This is a genomic window from Vibrio ostreae (assembly GCF_019226825.1).
GTDB classification, from domain to species: domain Bacteria; phylum Pseudomonadota; class Gammaproteobacteria; order Enterobacterales; family Vibrionaceae; genus Vibrio; species Vibrio ostreae.
On sequence record NZ_CP076642.1, the window covers coordinates 927,564 to 945,464 of the forward strand.

Sequence of the window (17,901 nt, forward strand, 5' to 3'; positions counted from 1 at the left end):
TTGAATGCTTACTTTACTTGCGTGCCACTATGCTAGATCAATTTTGAATGATCATTCAAGATATATTTTGAATGACCGTTCAAGATACTTTGTCAGCCTTACAAATTCAGAGTAGAATCAGCCTATCCATTCCAACAGAGAAACGTTGTGCGCGTAGCCGAATTTAACCGAGAGCAGGTATTGCGTTCTGCGATGTATGAATTTATGTCGAAGGGCTTTAATAAAACCAGCATGCAAGATCTAAAAAAAGCCACCGGCCTGCATCCGGGGTCGATCTATTGCGCTTTCGAAAATAAACGTGGCTTACTGCTCGCCGCTCTTGAACATTACGCCAGTGAACGTGAAGCGGAATTCAACGCCATCTTTGCCGCGCAGCCAGAGTGTCATGGACGGGTTGAACAGCTATTTCTGTATGGTCATCGACGAATGTGCCCAGGACACGGTCAAAGATTGTCTGCTGCAAAAAGCGCAAAGTGAGTTATCGCAGCAGGATGATGAAGTGGAATCTGTGATTCGTGACACGCTCAATATCTGGAAACAGGGTCTGCGTGATCAGTTGCAACTTGCTCGTCAGCGGGGCGAAATCAGCCCGGAATCGGATTGCGATTTTCTGGCTGATTATCTGGTGATGGGCATCTATGGATTACGCACCTTTGCACATGCTAAACCGAGAAAAGAATTGTTGTGTAAGATGGCTGAACAGCTGCTGGCAACCATCAAAACCCAGTAAATGAACCACTGATATAGCCGTATAGCTAAGGCACATCCTGTGCCGGATTATCCATGGTTGGTTGAACTCATTGGTTTAAAACAAGCCGTCACTCAGCATCCAGCCCGCCAGCAGTAAAAAGATAACGCCCATGACTTTATGCTGATAAGTGCGAAAGCGACGATTGTCCAGCAGCGGACGACCAAATACCCCGATGGCAGCAACCAACAGCAGATTAAATACCAATCCCAGACAGTTAAGCAGCAGACCAAGACTCAGCATCTGCTGGGCAGAACTGGCGGCAATATTGGCTGACACAAACTGAGGTAAAAACATCACAAAAAACAACAACGCCTTCGGGTTGAGCAGGTTACTGACCAAGGCTCGCTGATAAAACGTGGTCGCCAACTGATGTTTATCGTCCAGTTGCGGAGCGTGTTCGGCCCGGGCGCTGAGACAATCCACACTCAACTTGAGTAAATACGCGCCCCCCAACAGATGCAGTACGCTTAGCGCTAACGGGCTGACGGCAATCAGTGCCGACACGCCTAACGCGGCCAGCAAAGTCAGAATAATGCCTGAGGTGGCATTACCCAGGCTGGCAAATACGCCGATTTTTTTTCCATAGCTGAGGCTGGAACTGGCAATCAGCAGCATGTCAGGCCCGGGCAGCAGTAACAGCGCAATCACAGCGGTCAGATACACCGGCAGCACAGTCGGATCAATCATAGTTATCATGTTGTCAAAATCAAAAGGTGGCGGATCTTATATTAATAATAGACGCAATAACAACACCATTAACTGAAAAAATTCAATTAAAAAGACTATAGTTTCATATGAACGATTGAGAGCAATTTTGTACAAAAATTCTGCCCGCTGATGCAGTAGACTGGTGAATCCTGCCATTACGAGGCCACGATGAATAAGCCACACGACGAACGCAGCAAAGAAAGCGCCCGCTTTCAGATCGCAGATGAGCTGGGCGGTATCGAGCTACTTGATGCTGAATATCATAAGCAGAACTTCTCCCGTCACAGTCACGAAGGGTTCACGGTGGGCGTCATTGAACGTGGGGCTCAGCGTTTTTATCGTACCGGCGGAGAACACGTCGCACCTCAGGACAGCATTATTCTGGTTAACGCCGATGAAGTGCATACCGGCCATTCAGCCGTGGAAGGTGGCTGGGCTTATCGGGCGATGTACCCTCTGCCACAACAGTTTGCCACTATAGCCCGTGAAATGGGGGCCACCCGCTACGGCTCACCCTATTTCCCCAGTGCCGTGGTCAACGATGCCGACCTCGCAAATCAGTTTCGTCTGGTGTTTGATACTCTACAGCATTCAGATAACCGCCTGTTGCGCGAAACGCTGATCTACGCCAGCCTGGTAAAACTGATGACCCGGCATGGTAAACACACACCTCAGGCGCGTGACACAGGCAAACTGCAGCAACCGCTTAAAGTGGTAAAAGAATTTTTGGATGACTTTCCGCAAGCCGATGTATCCTTGGATGAATTAGCACAGCTGGCTGGTATCAGCGCGTTTCATTTAGTCCGAGCATTTCAGAAAATGTTTGGCCTGCCGCCACACGCTTATCAGATTCAGTCGCGTTTACGCTACGCCAAAACCCTGCTGCGTGCAGGTCATTCGATTGCCGATACCGCTCAGCAGTGTGGTTTTCACGACCAAAGCCACCTGCACCGCCATTTTAAACGAGCCATGGGCATCACTCCGCGCCAATATCTGCAAAGCTGAGCAATTTCATCCAAGTTTTTCTCTGTTCCATGTGGCTAACTCGGAACAATAAACACCACCGGTGACGCTGCATTACGCAGCCAAATTAGTATAATGTCACCTTCACAATCAGGATGATTTATGAGTAGTACCGTTTTGTCACATGCCAACCCCAATCCTTCTCGCGCCCGCCTGTTCTGGCAGGGCACTGTTGCCATGCTTCCGCTCAGTGTGGCGGTATTGCCCTGGGGACTGTTAGCCGGTTCGTTCGCCATCGATGCGGGTCTCAATCCACTCGAAAGCCAGGCCTTGTCAGCGATCCTGTTTGCAGGTTCGGCGCAGTTGGTGGCCACTGGCATGTTTAAAGCGGGCGCAGGTCTGCTGACCATGCTGATCACCACCCTGTTTATCACCTCACGTCACTTGCTGTACAGCATTTCAATGCGCAGTAAAATCAGTCCGTTACCGACCCGATGGCGCTTAATTCTGGGCTTTCTGCTCACGGACGAATTATTTGCTTTGTGCGGACAACAAAATGAACAGCAATTTAATCGCTGGTATGCACTCGGTGCAGGTCTGAGCTTCTATCTGTGCTGGAATCTGGCCACACTGGCAGGTATCGTTGCCGGCAGTTACATCCCGGCGCTGACTGATCTTGGTCTGGAGTTTGCGGTCGCAGCCACTTTTATCGCGATTGTCGTGCCCAATATCAAAAGTGTGCCGGTTTTGGTGTCTGTGATAGTCGCCCTGGTGCTGTCGGTAACACTTAATGTATTACAGATAGACGGTAGCCTGATGATTGCCAGTATCGGGGCCATGCTGGCCGGTTTTGCCACTGAACAACTTTCGCCACTAAACAACTAATGGGAGGCCGCGCATGATCCTGCTTTCAATCCTCGCCATGACTGCTCTGGTGTTTGTCAGCCGCTACGTTTTTCTCGAACCCAGACTGCCGCTGCGCCTCAGCCCGCGTCTGCAGCGTCTGCTCAGCTACTCGGGCCCGGCGGTTCTGACGGCAATTTGGGCTCCTATCGTTTTTACTCATGAGCACACACTGTGGCTTGGCCAAAACAACCCTTATCTGTGGGCTGCGGCACTGGCTGCCCTGCTGGCCTGGAAAACGAAAAATGTTCTGCTCACCACCGTACTGAGTATGACTGTCTTTCTGTTCCTTAATCTGGTTACCTTTGCCGCTTAACCAGCAACGGACGCAAATCAGTGGCTGCCAAAAACAAAAAACCACCGCGAAGCGGTGGTTTCAATCAACACTGATATCTTCTAATGCCATTCAATGACATAGAAAGCGATTCACTAAAATAAACCGTTATTCACCAAAATAACACGTTATTCAGCTCCGTTGCTACTCAGCAACCCATTCAATTTCCATCAGAGTTTTATCAGCGCATTTCAGGCGCGCCAGAAACAAGTCATCTTGATGCACCACACCAACTCCGGACGGAGTGCCCGTCATCACGATGTCTCCATCGGCTAACGTCGTATAGGATTGCAGGTCATCCAGAATCACGTCGGGTTTGAACATCATCTGACTCACACCACCGCACTGAACTCGTACACAGTTAATATACAACTCCAGTGAGAGCTGTCCGATGTCCAGGCCTTGTAAAGAGATAAAACGGCTCAGAACCGCAGAACCATCAAATGCTTTGGCTCTTTCCCACGGCAGCTGCTTGCCTTTCAGCTGTGACTGAAGTTCACGCTTGGTCAGATCTAAACCCAGACCGACAGCGCTAAAACGACCATTTTCGACCACAAAACAGATCTCAGTTTCATAATGGAGAGCTTCCTGATGAAACGCGTGCAGAGTGCTGGAAATACTGCTATTGGGCTTATTAAACACCACCATCTGGTCCGGAATGACATTGTTGAGCTCTTTCACATGCTCAACATAATTACGCCCGACACAAACCACTTTTGACGGGTAGACCAACCTCTCATCAACACGAACCGAATTCATCTCTCTTCCTTGAACTATGGTGAAAGGAAAAGTGTACCGGATCCGACAGGCACTCCCATCAAATTCTGTCGATGCGATGCCAAAATTAAGATCTGCCGCCCACTCTTAATTCGCAACCTTGCCGATGACTTTTTCACATAACTGCTTGAGCTGAACCAGTTCTGCAACCTCCAGATCAAATTTGCACATCATCGCAGCCGGCACCGTCAGTGCCCGCTCACGCAGGCTTTGTCCCTTTTCGGTCAGGCACAACTCACGCGCCCGTTCGTCAATCGCACTGCGACGGCGCTCGAGTAGACCTTTCCCTTCCAGGCGTTTCAGCAGCGGCGTTAAGGTCCCCGAATCGAGATAAAGTTTTTCGCCCAGCGTTTTTACGCTGATCGCATTTTGCTGCCACAGCACCATCATCACCAGATACTGAACATACGTCAGATCCAGGGCGTCGAGCAGTGGTCGGTAAGCCCTCACTACCGCATTAGCCGCGCTATAAAGAGGGAAACAGAGCTGGTTATCCAGCAACAACATGTCATCGCTACTGGCAGGTAAATCAGTTTGAGAGGAACGGCAATCACTCATTTTTATCACTCGCAATTAAATTGCGCACAATATACTTGCCTTATGAGCAAAGATCGATCTAATATTGCTTACAATTAAATTGCGTACAACTTAAATTACCCTATAGGAGAAGAAAGATGAGTGCTCTATACACAACCAAAGCCACCGCATCAGCAGGTCGTAACGGCAAAGTCAGTACTGATGACGGATTACTGACCCTGGACTTAAGCTACCCGAAAGAGATGGGTGGCACCGGAGCCGCAACCAATCCGGAGCAATTATTTGCCGCAGGTTATGCAGCCTGTTTTTCGAACGCGATTTTACACGTCGCAAGAGAAGCCAAAATCAGCCTCAAGTCGGCCCCGGTCAGTGCGGAAGTCGGTATTATCCAGAACGAGAACGGCGGTTTCGCTTTGACGGTAAATTTAGCGGCAACATTGGAACTGCCGGAGCAACAGGCAGTCGAACTGGTAACTAAATCACACCAGGTTTGCCCTTACTCCAATGCAACCCGCGGCAACATTGCCGTCGGCGTCACTGCCAACGGTATCAAAATTGCCTAATTGGGAGCAAAATTGCACAAAAAGCCGCCACCTGGCGGCTTTATTCATTTTTCTTCAATAAAAACAAAACCTAAACGTCACAAAGCAGAAATCAAACCGTCATTTAAAAATCCTACCTTACTCACATCCAAACGAAAGAGCACCGAAGCTCGTGAACTATGAATAAGGTAATAACAATGAAACAAGCAGCAGTGGCAATCGCCGTTTTCGCAGCCCTGGCATCAGGCTCAGCAATGGCAGCAACCGTTTACAAAGCCGATGGTACCGAACTGAAAGTTGGCGGTCGTATGGAGTTCCGTGGTGACTTCAACGGCACCACCAAAGGCGAAGAAATCGAAGGCACAATGAAAAACAAAAGCCGTATGCGTCTGAACGTGAAAGGCGAAACGGAACTGGCTAACGAGATGAAAGGCTTTGCAGTTTGGGAAGCAGAGCAAGGTGTTAACTCATCTGCTGATAACGACGAAGAATCTGATTTTGACCAACGTTATATGTACGTGGGTCTGAAAGGCCACTTCGGCGCAGTCTCATTCGGCCGTCAGGACAGTGCTGGCGTGCAAATCTCTAACATGTCAGATATTGCTACCTTTACTGGCGACCAAAAGGCATTCATCAACTCAGGTAACGAGCAAATCAACAACACGATTGCTTATGGCTACGAGTTCGACGCTGTCAGCCTGAAAGCAAGCTACATTGCCGGCGAAGAAAAAGATACTGATGGTTTTGGTATCTCTGCAATCTACAACACCCCATTTGGTCTGGATATCGGTCTGGGCTACTCATTCAATGACAATGGTGAAGGTAACGGTTCTGCTGACCAAGTTATCGCGGGCCTGGGCTACACCATTGATCAACTGTACCTGGCAGCAACCTACACCACAGGTGACCTGGACGACGATGCGAACCAGGAGTTTGATGGTGTGGAACTGGTTGCTCAGTACAAACTGACCAAAGAATTCCGCATGATTGCGGCGTACCAGAAACAAACTGAAGAGACCAACGGTGTTGATGAAGACACAGCTGACTTTTTCGAACTGACTGGTCGCTACGACTTCAATAAAAACTTCCGTGGTTACCTGTCTTACATGCTAAACAACCTGGATGAAGAAGACACTGGTTACGATGTAAACGACACCGTTCGCCTGGGTCTGCGCTACGACTTCTGATCCCTCCCTTAATCTTGTGGGATACTGTCCATTGGCCAAGCTTCGCTTGGCCTTTTTGCACTTCGTGAGTGCAGTATGAGCCGAAACAGTGCTGAGAAAATGCTCAGCCGCTGAATCAAGATTCACCACACAGGTTAATCAACGGATATTATTGGCTTTTCAAAGTTGGCATGAGGAATGCTTAGTAGTTAGTACAAATGCAGGCAGCGTTTGTGCTTCTTTTCAGTGGTAAGGCAGAAATCACTGATCACTTCATGTTCTTTGACCTCCCTCTGGGAGGTCTTTTTTTTGCACCAAGTTTACTCTCATGCCCTAAAACCAAGCAGCAAAATTGGTTCTACCTCAGCGATAAAAACCTCAATCATCTGATTTTATTGGCTTTATAAAATTGGCATAGAGAATGCATTGCTATAATTACAAATGCAGGCAGCGTTTGTGCTTCTTTTCAGTGATATGGCAGAAATCACTGATCACTTCATGTTCTTTACCTCCCTCTGGGAGGTTTTTTTTTGCGTGTCATGTATCTGACACCGAAAGGATACTAGTCGCTTTAGCTTGCTCGTTATTTGAGCGGCATCAATATTATCAAAATCTACGCCTCCTGAAACACAAATGGCATCGACAAATGTGGCGCAGATCAGACCAATACAAAACCAATTGCATAATATAAATCCCGTTTAGCACCGATAGCGAGCTGTGTTTGCGGCAACCTGTCTCTGTCAACCAATCCTGCGTTAAAAATAAACTGAAAGAAAAACACCAGAATCTCTGTCTTAACCTTTAACTCACCCGATTGCACAGCTGACAGCGAATGCTTATGCTGATGATTAATCGGGCTCAAATCAAGATTCAGAGGAATGAGGATGACCAAGCCAATTAAAGTGACACTTTATCGGTGGGCTGGGCAGTTTGGCCCGTTTAAAGTCAAAATACCATGCGGTGAATGCACATTAAGCAAAGATATCCTGGAAGATAGTTTACGCAATGAACTACTGGATGTACCGGTCGATCTGGAAATCAAAGACTGGCTCAGCAACTGGTGGCAGCCACTGCGCTTCGGCGCATGGCACGCACCTATTGTGACGGTGGAAAATCGGGTCGTCAGCCAGGGAGAAGCCCTCAACCGGGGAGCGTTTATTCAGGCTGTGATCAGCGAATGGGTCAAACGCGACAGATTACAGGGCAATATTGTCTTTGGTAAATACAACTGCCCATATTGTCAAAAAGCCAAGAAGCTGCTCGATACCGCTGGTATTCGCTATCAGTATCATGATGTTGTGAAAGAGAGTGCCGCCCTGTATCGTATGATCCCGGAAGTCAAAGCGCATATCGGTGGTAAAACTCCGGTCACCGTACCGCAGATCTGGCTTAACGGTGACTACATTGGCGGTTGTGATGCGCTTGAAGATTGGCTCAAAAGCCATATGGACAGCAACAATGTTATCCACTTCTCAAGCACGGTCAGTGGTGAATAGCACAGCATTGCTCTGGAGTTACCATCCCATGTTTCGATCTCAGATAGTTTCGATTCCATATAGTTTCGATTCCATATAGTTTCGATTCCATATAGTTTCGATGCCATATAGTTTCAACCCCGGATAAAAACGAAAAGCCCCGGTTGTGACAACCAGGGCTTCGATAATATTGATGGCTCGCGTTAGCGGCTGATCTTCTTCCACAATGTTTTGATGAAAGACTTTTTCTTCGGCTTAATTTTGCCGTACAGCTCTGCATGCATCAGCTGCTGACCGATCACTTGACTCATGTACAGTGCACCTAAATCATTACCCATGATTTCCTCCCACACTAAGATGTAATTTAACTACATATTGAAGTTAATATAGCATCAAAACAGGATAAAACAAGACATAGGTCACACTTTAAAGTAATTAAACAACGAAAAGCAGTAATTACACAACAAATTAGCTGCGTTTAGGCTGTTTATAGGTCTTACCCGCCGCCTGATAAGTGTCCTTCACTTTGACATCAAACAGCGCTTCAAAGAACCAGGCTACAAACTTAATCACATCTTCACCTTCGTTCATGATGTGCTCAACGTATTCCTGCTCTACGCCCTGTTCATCAGTCTGCACAAACACATGATAGATACGTTGTTCACCTTCAATATCAGCCAGAGCAAACTGACCACTCAGAGAGTGTGCCGCTTGCGCGATATCCGCGTCATCCGATTGCTTCAGCAATTCGAGCGCTTGTGGCAGTGATTCTTTCGCACATAGTTCTTTTACCAGCGCTTCAAACTCATTCTGTTGCATCTTGCTTCCTCTTTGATTGCAGTGCCGGATTATAACGATAAGGTGCCCGGCCTGCATCAGCAATACTACATCCCCGGTAATTATCTTTGCGCTGGGCGAACCGCCGGGCATTAAAAATGGGTGGCCAAAGCCACCCACGCGTTATCGCTCAAGCTTAACTTAATTGCCGCGGTAAGTAGAATAAGCGTAAGGGCTCAATAGCAGAGGAATGTGATAATGTGCGTCTTTATCCGTCACATTGAATTCAACCGGAATTTCACTGTAGAAACTGTCGATATGTTGCTTGTCAAAGAATGGAGCAACATCAAAAACCACCCGGTAGTGATCTCCGTCGCCTAAAGCAAAACTGTTGATGCGTCCCTGAGCATTAGTGGTTTGCTCGGACAGTAACTGCCATTCACCGTTCAACTGCTGATAGAAACGCACATCGACGCCTTGCCCTGGTAAACCCTGATTGGTATCCAGCACATGCACGCTGACATCAGCCAAAGCTGGCACACTAATCAATAAAGCAGCAGCCGCCAGGCTACGTTGAATAAACCGGGTCATAGGTGTTTGCTTAACCATTTATAGTTACCTCTGTTTGTAATGAATATGCCCATCACAAGACCCGGAGACTGCGATAAATATTTCAACTGATGCAAAATTTTTCCGTACGGCTAAGGGTTTATTCCCGGAGAAAAGTGTTTATAGTGGTGCTCTTTAACCATTGGCTCAGTTTTCCCCACCGAAAAGAGCGCTCGATAGGAATATGTTATGGATTGGCTGCAAAGTGTTACCACTTATACCCGCGTGGTTGAGGAAGGCAGCTTTAATGGTGCGGCACGCAAGCTCAATACCACCAGCTCAGCGGTCAGCAAACGTATCCATTGGCTAGAGGAGCGCATTGGCGTTCAACTGCTCAAGCGAACTACCCGCTCGGTCACCCAGACCGAAGCTGGTGCACTTTTTTATCAGCGAGCCAAGTCACAGCTGGAAAGCTGGCAATCTGTCGTCGATGAAACCCGCTCGCTCAACCAAAGCCCGGCCGGACTGCTAAAAATCGGTGCCACTTTGGCGGTAGGTTCAAAATTCCTGATGCAATATGTCGACGAGTTTCTTCATCTTTATCCCGATATTCGTATCCAGTTGACGACCACAACGCCAGGCCAGTTACCTGAACTGCATCTTGACCTGTTTATCAGCCGTGAAATCGAGCAGCTCAATTCCCTCAGCTTTAAAGCGACAGCCCTATTTGAGCATCATGCCGGCTTTTACGCCTCTCCGCAATATCTGCAGCGGAACGGCATGCCAACCCGGCTACAAGATCTTAATAACCACAATGTCTTATGCTGGGGTGAGCAGACCCGGCGCGAGATGAAAACCAGTAATAATCAACGTATCACGGTATCGGGTAACTTTGCTACAACCAACCCTGAAGCCCTGTTTTATGCCGGTAAATGTGGCATGGGTATTGTGGTCTCCAACCATGTCATGCTGAAAGAAGAACTCAGACAGGGAGCATTGGTGCGTATTTTACCTGACATTACTATCGATCAGGCCACGGTCTATGCCTACTACCCGAAACTGGATTATCAGCACACGCGCACCCAGTTGTTTCTCAATTTCCTCAAACAGAAACTGGCTCAGTCACAGGACAAAATGCTCACCTTTGGATAATGTCGCAAACCGAAAAAAGCATTCATTCAGGTAAAACTAAGTAACATGTTGATTTGCGATAACTAATACTACCTATCTGCGCAGAGCCGCGCAGATAGTGGAAAATTGTGATAATTTCAGCCATAGTAACCAAGAGCATAATATGATATCAGTTACTTAATTCCCATCAGTCTGTCTGAGACAACGTGAGTGCGAATTATGACTACAACGTCACTGGCTAGAAACGCCGTTAGTCTGGAAACCATAAACGAATTGCTTCTGCTGGAAGAGCACGCATTGCTGGACAGAGCGGCCAGAGTGCTGCATTCGCATTTCAGCACGTTTTGTACCTGCATTGTCGAACTCGATAAATCTCATTACAAGGCCCATCCTCTCTCCTATGCGGCCGGCATGGAACTGAAAGTCAGCCCGTGCTACCAGTTGAAAGGCACCCCTTGTGAGCAGGTGGCAAAATCTAAACAGGAGTTTTGCCTGTTTCCCTCTCAGGTCAGTAAGATTTTTCCGTTTGATGATTTTCTGGCAGACAATCAGATTGAGTCGTATATCGGCGTACCTTTGCGCACCAACAATGGCGAAGTGCTGGGGATATTGATTTCAACCTTTACCGAAACCATGCACGATGAAGGGAGCATGGTGGAATACCATCGTATTATTGCGCGCATCATCGTCCATTCGCTGCGTAACAAATGGTTATCTGAGCGCTCTGACAGCCTGGTCAATCAGCTGAGTTATGAAGTGTCGCATGACAATCTGACCAACCTGATGAACCGCAATTATCTGTCAGATAAATTAGAGCGTCTGGTCGAGACCAGCAGTGAGCCGTTTACGCTCGCCTACCTTGATATTGACAATTTTAAGGCCATCAATGACCTGTATGGACACTATATTGGCGACCAGATCATTCGGTTTGTCGCTAATTCGATCTTGCAATGCGTGCGTGAGGAGAACCTGACATTTCGGATTGCCGGCGATGAGTTCGCATTTATCACCTACTCATCAGACCCACTCAAAATTTGCCGCTCCATTCTCGATAAACTCGAACAAGGCTACTTCGATCCGTCCCATCGCATCAAAGTCAGCCTCAGTATCGGTATTGCGAAAAAAGGACCGGAAGCGATTAGCGCTGACCAGCTGATACTCAATGCCAGCCTGGCGCTGAAAGATTGTAAACAGAGCCGCAGCAGCCAGATTCGCTGCTATGACACTCACCTGAGCAGTCAGTATCACCGCCGCACTCAAATCATTGACGCTCTGCGCAGTGAACTGGATAAAACCAGTGTCACCGAGGCGGAAATTTTTATAGTCGTACAGCCCATCGTGCAGCGTGGCCAGAGCGATTGGAACTATTATGAAGTCCTGGCGCGCTGGAATCATCACAGCATGGGCTTCATTTCTCCGGTTGAGTTTATCGAAGCGGCCGAGCAGTCCGGGCTGATCATTGAACTTGGGGAGCGTATTGTCGAACTGGCCTGTGAAGCCAAGGCCGCGTTAGAGGCGGAACTGGGTTACAAAGTTAAGTTAGGCCTCAACTGCTCTGCGTATGAATTAACCAATTCGACCCGTTATCTCAATCACTTAATGCACACACTCAACCGTTATCAGTTCGCTCCTCATGAGTTCACCATTGAGCTGACCGAGACGGTGCTGTTATCACAAACCAATGAGGTGAAGTATATTCTCGACCGACTAAGAGAACTCGGTTTTACCGTCGCACTGGATGATTTTGGCACCGGCTATTCCAGTCTCAATTACATCCATAGTTATCCGATCGACTGCATCAAGATAGACGCCAGCTTTATTCGCAACATGTTGTGCAATGAAAACTCGGAGCGGGTCGTCTGGCTGATTATCCAACTCGCCAAACAGTTACAGGTCGACTTGGTCGCCGAAGGCGTGGAAAGCCAGGATGAGTTAGACAAGCTCTATTCGATGGGCTGTGAGCAAATTCAGGGCTACTTTTTCTCAAAACCGGACAGGCCGGCCCACATTGCTCAGCTGTGGCGTGAAAACCGCGCTAAGCTGGCCGGTACCCGTTCAGAAAACGCCGAACAGACCAGTCGTCCCGATCAAAGTAATCATCCCGATCAAAACAATTATCGCGATTAACCCTCATCATCGCGGTTAACACGGCGGCGAGGTTGGTGGTGGTCAACGTGGTTTGGCCGGGCGAACGCATGAAAAAAGGCCCTGTAATACAGGGCCTTTGTCTTACAACGCTGGTGATACCCGGCAACCTATTGACCCGGCACACTGCTCATTAAGAGCCTGATTCCGGTGTTGTTTCACTGGCTGAAACTTCATTGGCGGACGATGTCTCGGCCTGGTTTGCGGCCAGTAAACCTTCCTGCTGTTCCAGCATGGTGTCGAGCTGATCACGGCGCGCGATAAAATTCGCCATATCCTTTTTCGGCACTGAATTTGCCATTGGAATTTTCGCCGTCATCGGATTGACCGGATGTCCGCGTACAATCAACTCATAATGGATATGCGGCCCGGTAACTCGACCGGTAGCACCAGACAAAGCAATACGTTGACCACGGGTAATCTTCTGGCCTTTGTGAACCAGAATTTTACTCAGGTGCAGATAACGCGTGGTATAGGTACTGCCATGGTTAATCACCACGTACTTACCGGCGTAAGGATGGTTGCGGGTCATCACGACTACACCATCACCGGTTGCTAAGACCGGTGTGCCGGTCGGCGCAGCAAAGTCAGTGCCGTTATGCGGCGCGATGCGACCAGTCACCGGATGACGACGCTGCGGATCAAACGGTGAAGACATACGCCACTTGTGAGCACTTGGATAGCGCTGGAAAGCGCGTTGCAGGCTCTCACCATTTTTATCGTAATACTGACCATCTTTGTAAAGATACGCGGTGACTTCATTACTGCGACCCAAAATCTTAATCGCCTGAATCTCACGGTTGCCCGTCAGTTTATCGCCAACGTATTGACGTGATAGCACAACTTCGAACCGGTCACCGGCACGCAAATCACGCCCAAAATTAATTTTATCTTTCAGCAACGTCACTATCTGATCGATATCTGAGCTTCCCAGACCCAACTGATTTGCCGACTGCGAGAAACTGCCCTGAATTTCACCAATCAACGCAAACTCTTTCCATTTGCCCGGAATTTTAACGTCCTTGAACTCGTAGCCACCATCCGGTGTTCGAGAATACACCGCGCGCTCGACCATGCTGAATTCCAGCTCCATTTTGGCCAGGCTCTTACCATCCTGACCTTTCCAGAAGCGCAAAATATTGCCCGGTTTCAGCGTATCCAGTGCGAGGTAGTTTAAATCGGTTTCCATTACCTTCATCATTTCCTGGTAGGTAAATCCCAGTTGCGTGAAGATAGAGCTCAGATTATCACCAGATTGAATCTCATATTCATAATCCGGATAGACCCGCTGTGAGTCTGCCGAATCAGACAGAATCGACTCCACGATTTGCGATTCTGGAATCGACAATTCGATAGTTCGTGGATACGAAGGACTGTTAAGCGAAGATGAGATGGCTGCCACTGCCAGTAGGGGTAATCCTACAACTGATGCTTTCTTGCGTTTAGAAAGCTCAGAAAATCGTAATATTAAAGACTTCGGTAGCACAATCTAACCCGTGGATAATGTTAAAAGAGCACAAAGAGTAAGTTTTTTTTGGCTAAAAGTCACCTGTAGAGTGTCATACAGTGTCAATCGCAGATTAAAAAGGCACCGCAGTGCCTTGTAAGATTTATGTTAGATTTCGCTGATATTATGCTCGCCCACCCGGATAGAATGGCTCACTAAGCGGGGGGCGACATCTCAGCAACGGATAAATTGGCTACTGATACGTTTTCACCAGGCAGTTATCTTCGCCAAAACCGTTAGGGATGTATTGATCGGCCTCAGCATCATTGACCCACTGCTCAGTATCGAGCAGATAGCGGAACTGATACTCACCATCTTTAGGTAAACGCGTTTTGTATTTAAAGGTGCCGGTTTTGGCCACTTTTTTCATGGGTTCAGGCTGCCAACCAAGAAAATCAGCCACAATTTCGACCGTTGAGGCTTGTGACGGAACGTCCAGCTCAAACGTCACTTCCACTTCATCTTTGGTTTTAAAGAAACGCTTATTAATCATGTCAAAACTCCATTTTTGAAAAAATCACTCCGCTCGCTGACTATAAAACTAACCTGCTGTAGAAAAAAGCATCATCTGCAGATAAGAAAATCAGCTCTGTATAAAGTCGTCAGTCATACGTGAAACGAACCAGCCACAGATGTTCAGTACGCATCAGCGGCTTTGGACACCCGGCAGATATTGCACAGTCCGGGCACTACGCCTGCAGTGACACTGGCTGTTCATTGTTATTGAATTAACTGATATTTCTGCGATATACCCACCAGTATAGACTTAAACTTTGTCGGGACATCACTCACAGCCTGATTCTCATCATGAGTCAGCAGAGAAACGTTAAGTTGGTCATCCTTTTGTTCTAATGCCTGCACCACAATACGATCGCCTAACCAAAGACTGTCAGTCATCACCATGCGTTGCCGCTGGGCATCAAACTCAAACAAGGCGAGATAGTACATCAGAGCACGGCTCTGATCAGATACCCGGATAATACCGGCATAGCCATACCGCTGAGAGTATTGCGCCAGTTTGAGCACAGTCCTGGCATCGAGCGCCACCTCGCCACGTTGCTGACCTGAATCGTAAGAACCCAATAGCAATCCCCGGACATCATCGCGACGATTGATCAAGGCAAAAGCAAAAGAGCCAGGCACGCCAATCGTTAAAGGTGCACTAACCTTAACATCAAATAATTGTTCGACAATCTCATCGCTGCTGGCCGGACGGGAAGGAAATTTGGCCAGAATGTCATCATCCGACAAAGAGAACCGATACACCCCTGCGGCTACGACCAACACCAACAACAACAGTGGCGTCAGTAATATTAAAGGAATCGGCAGCCCGCGTTTTCTCATTGTTTTTTCTCCCAAGCGTTTATCTTCCAAGCGATTCGCCTCCAGGCGGTTGCCTGCAAAAAGCGGGCTCTTCATCATTCTGGCCTCGCTAACCACCCCAATACACCACGATTAGCGGGCACTATACCTCAATCTTGACCCCGGTTTACCGGAGCACAAGCAAAATGTGCAGCGCCCCGGGTTTCACTTTACAGCGTTAGCAATGAGCGTAGAATCCACTCGCTCATCACCATTACTTTTGTAAGGTTTTTTTCTTATGTTTGCCATCTATGAGTCCTATCAGGCCGGCTTACTTAAATCCGGCCACTGGACACGTAATCTCGTTGCCGGTCTGATCGTCGGTGTCGTGGCGCTGCCACTGGCCATGGCATTTGCGATTGCGTCCGGAGTCAAACCCGAGCAAGGCATTTATACTGCCATTTTTGCCGGTATCATAGTGTCGTTATGCGGTGGATCCCGGGTTCAGATAGCAGGCCCCACCGGCGCATTTATTGTCATTCTGGCGGGAATAGTCTCTGAACACGGCATCGTGGGGCTACAAATCGCCACCATGATGGCCGGAGCCATTTTACTGCTGCTCGGCATCAGTAAGCTCGGCAGTATCATCCGTTTCATTCCCGATCCGGTTATCGTCGGATTTACCAGCGGGATCGGTGTCATCATCTGGGTTGGTCAGTGGCGCGAATTTTTTGGTCTGCCCGCAATTCACGCCGAACATTTTCATCAGAAACTGCTGGCTCTGCTGCAAGCGTTGCCGCATCTGGATCTCACCACTACGCTGCTGGCGCTGTTATCTCTGGCCTTGGTGCTGCTCACGCCTAAAATTCCGCGCTTGAATAGAATTCCCGGCCCTTTAGTCGCTGTGGTTGTGGTCACCGTGCTGCAATATTGCCTCCAGTTCGAGGGGGTTCGAACCATAGGTTCTGCATTTGGCGGTATTCCCCAGGGCCTGCCCGATTTGTCCGTCCCCGATGTCAGCCTGGCGCAAGTTCTCAGTCTGATTGGACCGGCCTTTGCCATCGCCATGTTGGGTGCGATTGAATCTTTGCTGTCTGCGGTCGTCGCTGATGGCATGGCGGGCACCAAACACAACTCCAATCAGGAACTGGTTGGCCAAGGCATCGCGAATATGATTACGCCCCTGTTTGGCGGCATCGCCGCGACCGGAGCAATCGCACGCACTGCAACCAATATCCGTAATGGGGGCAACAGCCCGATTGCCGGCGTGGTGCATGCCCTGACTCTGGTGGTGATTATTCTGGCCCTGGCACCGCTGGCCGTTAACATCCCGCTTGCTACACTGAGCGCGATATTGTTTGTGGTGGCGTGGAATATGAGTGAGGCAGGCCACTTCGTGAAACTTGTCCGCCGGGCGCCACGCGCCGATGTGGTGATCCTGCTGATAACTTTCTTGTTGACCGTGTTTGCCGATCTGGTCGTCGCCGTCAATATCGGGGTTATTCTTGCTATTCTGCATTTTGTCAAACGCATGGCAGCCAGTGTTGAGGTCACCGCCAATACCAGTCAGGATCTCAGCCAGGAACTTCGCGAGTACAACCTGACCGTATTACCTCGCGACATCGCGGTCTACGCTCTGGACGGCCCCTTCTTTTTTGCCGCCGCAGAGAGCTTTGAGCGAGTCATGACCAGTATCGCCCAGCCGCCCCGTATTTTGATCATTCGTCTGAAGTGGGTGCCTTTTATGGATATTACCGGCTTGCAGACACTGGAAGAGATGGTGAGCCGCTTCCAACACCAGCAGGTTAATGTCTTGCTCTCCGGTGCCAATCCCAGAGTGGCACACAAGCTGCGTCGGGCAGGAATTGTCGCCTTGCTGGGTGAGCAGAATATCCAGCCGGATTTTCATCATGCCCTGGGCGCTGCGCTGGCCATGAAAGAAGCGGCCACAGACAAGAATCCATCCTTCAACTGAACATTACTAATTACCCATTTTGTCCTCTTCACCCCTGAATTTACAAATCAGGGGTGTTTTTTTGACCGCGATGCTGAGTTATCAACCTCTTTTGTGTTCTTTCACCATAACGCGCTATGGGACTGTGTTCATGGTCACATAAAAAGCACAAACCATTTTAAACATTCCATTCACCAATGTAACAATAACAAAACAATTAACTATATTGCAGCCACTCCCTAGTGAAATAAAGTGAATATTTAACGATATTTAATGAATAGTATTGCTCAAAACATAAAAACTAGATATTCTTGCGTGCATGAGTAAATAGGGATATTGAGTGAATGACTATGCCAGGGAGTGGGTATTACTTGAACCAG

At 48.4% G+C, this 17,901-nt stretch carries 18 protein-coding genes and 1 pseudogene; 10 read left to right on the plus strand and 9 right to left on the minus strand.

The features are described 5' to 3' along the window. Nucleotides 1-147 precede the first annotated feature (147 nt). Nucleotides 148-730: pseudogene (locus KNV97_RS04005) on the plus strand (TetR/AcrR family transcriptional regulator). A gap of 75 nt (nucleotides 731-805) precedes the next feature. Here the strand turns inward: KNV97_RS04005 and KNV97_RS04010 are convergent. Further along, on the minus strand, nucleotides 806-1,438 hold the full coding sequence (locus KNV97_RS04010) for a LysE family translocator (protein ID WP_218561586.1): 633 nt from the start codon (nucleotides 1,436-1,438) through the stop codon (nucleotides 806-808). Nucleotides 1,439-1,627: 189 nt separating this feature from the next. On the opposite strand from KNV97_RS04010, the gene KNV97_RS04015 reads away from it, so the two are divergent. The 3 genes from KNV97_RS04015 (at nucleotide 1,628) to KNV97_RS04025 (ending at nucleotide 3,641) form a co-directional block, all read left to right on the plus strand. After that, on the plus strand, nucleotides 1,628-2,464 hold the full coding sequence (locus KNV97_RS04015) for an AraC family transcriptional regulator (RefSeq protein WP_218561587.1): 837 nt from the start codon (nucleotides 1,628-1,630) through the stop codon (nucleotides 2,462-2,464). Between the two features lie 120 nt (nucleotides 2,465-2,584). Next, complete coding sequence (locus KNV97_RS04020; RefSeq protein WP_218561588.1) at nucleotides 2,585-3,307, plus strand: AzlC family ABC transporter permease; 723 nt, start codon at nucleotides 2,585-2,587, stop codon at nucleotides 3,305-3,307. Nucleotides 3,308-3,320: 13 nt separating this feature from the next. Continuing rightward, nucleotides 3,321-3,641, plus strand: a complete 321-nt coding sequence (locus tag KNV97_RS04025) for an AzlD domain-containing protein (RefSeq protein WP_218561589.1) — start codon at nucleotides 3,321-3,323, stop codon at nucleotides 3,639-3,641. A gap of 162 nt (nucleotides 3,642-3,803) precedes the next feature. Here KNV97_RS04025 and KNV97_RS04030 read toward each other — a convergent pair whose 3' ends face one another. Both KNV97_RS04030 and KNV97_RS04035 read right to left on the minus strand, forming a co-directional pair. Then, complete coding sequence (locus KNV97_RS04030; protein ID WP_218561590.1) at nucleotides 3,804-4,418, minus strand: fumarylacetoacetate hydrolase family protein; 615 nt, start codon at nucleotides 4,416-4,418, stop codon at nucleotides 3,804-3,806. A 105-nt stretch (nucleotides 4,419-4,523) separates the two neighbouring features. Further along, nucleotides 4,524-4,994 carry a MarR family winged helix-turn-helix transcriptional regulator gene (locus KNV97_RS04035; RefSeq protein ID WP_218561591.1) on the minus strand — a complete coding sequence of 157 codons (471 nt, stop codon included), beginning with the start codon at nucleotides 4,992-4,994 and terminating at the stop codon, nucleotides 4,524-4,526. 116 nt (nucleotides 4,995-5,110) lie between these two features. Here KNV97_RS04035 and KNV97_RS04040 point away from each other — a divergent pair, with 116 nt between their 5' ends. From KNV97_RS04040 to KNV97_RS04050, 3 genes are all read left to right on the plus strand, one after another. Continuing rightward, a complete protein-coding gene (locus KNV97_RS04040) occupies nucleotides 5,111-5,536 on the plus strand; it encodes an organic hydroperoxide resistance protein (RefSeq protein ID WP_136483734.1) in 426 nt (141 codons plus the stop codon). A 176-nt stretch (nucleotides 5,537-5,712) separates the two neighbouring features. Then, nucleotides 5,713-6,702: a porin gene (locus KNV97_RS04045; RefSeq protein WP_136483733.1), complete on the plus strand. Its 990-nt coding sequence runs from the start codon at nucleotides 5,713-5,715 to the stop codon at nucleotides 6,700-6,702. A gap of 863 nt (nucleotides 6,703-7,565) precedes the next feature. After that, nucleotides 7,566-8,177: a glutaredoxin family protein gene (locus KNV97_RS04050; RefSeq protein WP_218561592.1), complete on the plus strand. Its 612-nt coding sequence runs from the start codon at nucleotides 7,566-7,568 to the stop codon at nucleotides 8,175-8,177. 182 nt (nucleotides 8,178-8,359) lie between these two features. On the opposite strand, the gene KNV97_RS21910 is transcribed toward KNV97_RS04050, so the two are convergent. From KNV97_RS21910 to uraH, 3 genes are all read right to left on the minus strand, one after another. Next, the gene (locus tag KNV97_RS21910) at nucleotides 8,360-8,494 is read right to left on the minus strand and encodes a hypothetical protein (RefSeq protein ID WP_256611436.1); all 135 of its coding nucleotides are present in this window, start codon (nucleotides 8,492-8,494) and stop codon (nucleotides 8,360-8,362) included. 130 nt (nucleotides 8,495-8,624) lie between these two features. Further along, the gene (locus KNV97_RS04055) at nucleotides 8,625-8,975 is read right to left on the minus strand and encodes a hypothetical protein (RefSeq protein WP_136483730.1); all 351 of its coding nucleotides are present in this window, start codon (nucleotides 8,973-8,975) and stop codon (nucleotides 8,625-8,627) included. A 159-nt stretch (nucleotides 8,976-9,134) separates the two neighbouring features. Continuing rightward, a complete protein-coding gene (gene uraH, locus KNV97_RS04060) occupies nucleotides 9,135-9,524 on the minus strand; it encodes a hydroxyisourate hydrolase (protein WP_136483993.1) in 390 nt (129 codons plus the stop codon). 207 nt (nucleotides 9,525-9,731) lie between these two features. Here uraH and KNV97_RS04065 point away from each other — a divergent pair, with 207 nt between their 5' ends. Together KNV97_RS04065 and KNV97_RS04070 are read left to right on the plus strand one after the other, a co-directional pair. Beyond that, on the plus strand, nucleotides 9,732-10,634 hold the full coding sequence (locus tag KNV97_RS04065; protein ID WP_136483729.1) for a LysR family transcriptional regulator: 903 nt from the start codon (nucleotides 9,732-9,734) through the stop codon (nucleotides 10,632-10,634). A 198-nt stretch (nucleotides 10,635-10,832) separates the two neighbouring features. Further along, the gene (locus KNV97_RS04070; protein ID WP_218561593.1) at nucleotides 10,833-12,740 is read left to right on the plus strand and encodes a putative bifunctional diguanylate cyclase/phosphodiesterase; all 1,908 of its coding nucleotides are present in this window, start codon (nucleotides 10,833-10,835) and stop codon (nucleotides 12,738-12,740) included. Between the two features lie 151 nt (nucleotides 12,741-12,891). Here the strand turns inward: KNV97_RS04070 and KNV97_RS04075 are convergent, their stop codons facing one another. The 3 genes from KNV97_RS04075 to KNV97_RS04085 all read right to left on the minus strand — a co-directional run bounded on the left by KNV97_RS04075 (nucleotide 12,892) and on the right by KNV97_RS04085 (nucleotide 15,609). Further along, nucleotides 12,892-14,244, minus strand: coding sequence for a peptidoglycan DD-metalloendopeptidase family protein (locus tag KNV97_RS04075; protein WP_218561594.1), 1,353 nt, complete (start codon nucleotides 14,242-14,244; stop codon nucleotides 12,892-12,894). 214 nt (nucleotides 14,245-14,458) lie between these two features. Then, a complete protein-coding gene (locus KNV97_RS04080) occupies nucleotides 14,459-14,758 on the minus strand; it encodes an isoamylase early set domain-containing protein (RefSeq protein ID WP_136483726.1) in 300 nt (99 codons plus the stop codon). Between the two features lie 227 nt (nucleotides 14,759-14,985). Beyond that, a complete protein-coding gene (locus tag KNV97_RS04085; RefSeq protein ID WP_218561595.1) occupies nucleotides 14,986-15,609 on the minus strand; it encodes a hypothetical protein in 624 nt (207 codons plus the stop codon). 256 nt (nucleotides 15,610-15,865) lie between these two features. On the opposite strand from KNV97_RS04085, the gene KNV97_RS04090 reads away from it, so the two are divergent. Further along, entirely contained in the window at nucleotides 15,866-17,542 is a 1,677-nt protein-coding gene (locus tag KNV97_RS04090) for a SulP family inorganic anion transporter (RefSeq protein ID WP_218561596.1), read from the plus strand. Nucleotides 17,543-17,901 lie beyond the last annotated feature (359 nt).

Bases quoted from the DNA above. Each gene is read 5' to 3' on its own strand.
- KNV97_RS04010 (WP_218561586.1), bottom strand. From the start codon at position 1,438: ATGATTGATCCGACTGTGCTGCCGGTGTATCTGACCGCTGTGATTGCG.
- KNV97_RS04015 (WP_218561587.1), top strand. From the start codon at position 1,628: ATGAATAAGCCACACGACGAACGCAGCAAAGAAAGCGCCCGCTTTCAG.
- KNV97_RS04020 (WP_218561588.1), top strand. From the start codon at position 2,585: ATGAGTAGTACCGTTTTGTCACATGCCAACCCCAATCCTTCTCGCGCC.
- KNV97_RS04025 (WP_218561589.1), top strand. From the start codon at position 3,321: ATGATCCTGCTTTCAATCCTCGCCATGACTGCTCTGGTGTTTGTCAGC.
- KNV97_RS04030 (WP_218561590.1), bottom strand. From the start codon at position 4,418: ATGAATTCGGTTCGTGTTGATGAGAGGTTGGTCTACCCGTCAAAAGTG.
- KNV97_RS04035 (WP_218561591.1), bottom strand. From the start codon at position 4,994: ATGAGTGATTGCCGTTCCTCTCAAACTGATTTACCTGCCAGTAGCGAT.
- KNV97_RS04040 (WP_136483734.1), top strand. From the start codon at position 5,111: ATGAGTGCTCTATACACAACCAAAGCCACCGCATCAGCAGGTCGTAAC.
- KNV97_RS04045 (WP_136483733.1), top strand. From the start codon at position 5,713: ATGAAACAAGCAGCAGTGGCAATCGCCGTTTTCGCAGCCCTGGCATCA.
- KNV97_RS04050 (WP_218561592.1), top strand. From the start codon at position 7,566: ATGACCAAGCCAATTAAAGTGACACTTTATCGGTGGGCTGGGCAGTTT.
- KNV97_RS21910 (WP_256611436.1), bottom strand. From the start codon at position 8,494: ATGGGTAATGATTTAGGTGCACTGTACATGAGTCAAGTGATCGGTCAG.
- KNV97_RS04055 (WP_136483730.1), bottom strand. From the start codon at position 8,975: ATGCAACAGAATGAGTTTGAAGCGCTGGTAAAAGAACTATGTGCGAAA.
- uraH (WP_136483993.1), bottom strand. From the start codon at position 9,524: ATGACCCGGTTTATTCAACGTAGCCTGGCGGCTGCTGCTTTATTGATT.
- KNV97_RS04065 (WP_136483729.1), top strand. From the start codon at position 9,732: ATGGATTGGCTGCAAAGTGTTACCACTTATACCCGCGTGGTTGAGGAA.
- KNV97_RS04070 (WP_218561593.1), top strand. From the start codon at position 10,833: ATGACTACAACGTCACTGGCTAGAAACGCCGTTAGTCTGGAAACCATA.
- KNV97_RS04080 (WP_136483726.1), bottom strand. From the start codon at position 14,758: ATGATTAATAAGCGTTTCTTTAAAACCAAAGATGAAGTGGAAGTGACG.
- KNV97_RS04085 (WP_218561595.1), bottom strand. From the start codon at position 15,609: ATGAGAAAACGCGGGCTGCCGATTCCTTTAATATTACTGACGCCACTG.
- KNV97_RS04090 (WP_218561596.1), top strand. From the start codon at position 15,866: ATGTTTGCCATCTATGAGTCCTATCAGGCCGGCTTACTTAAATCCGGC.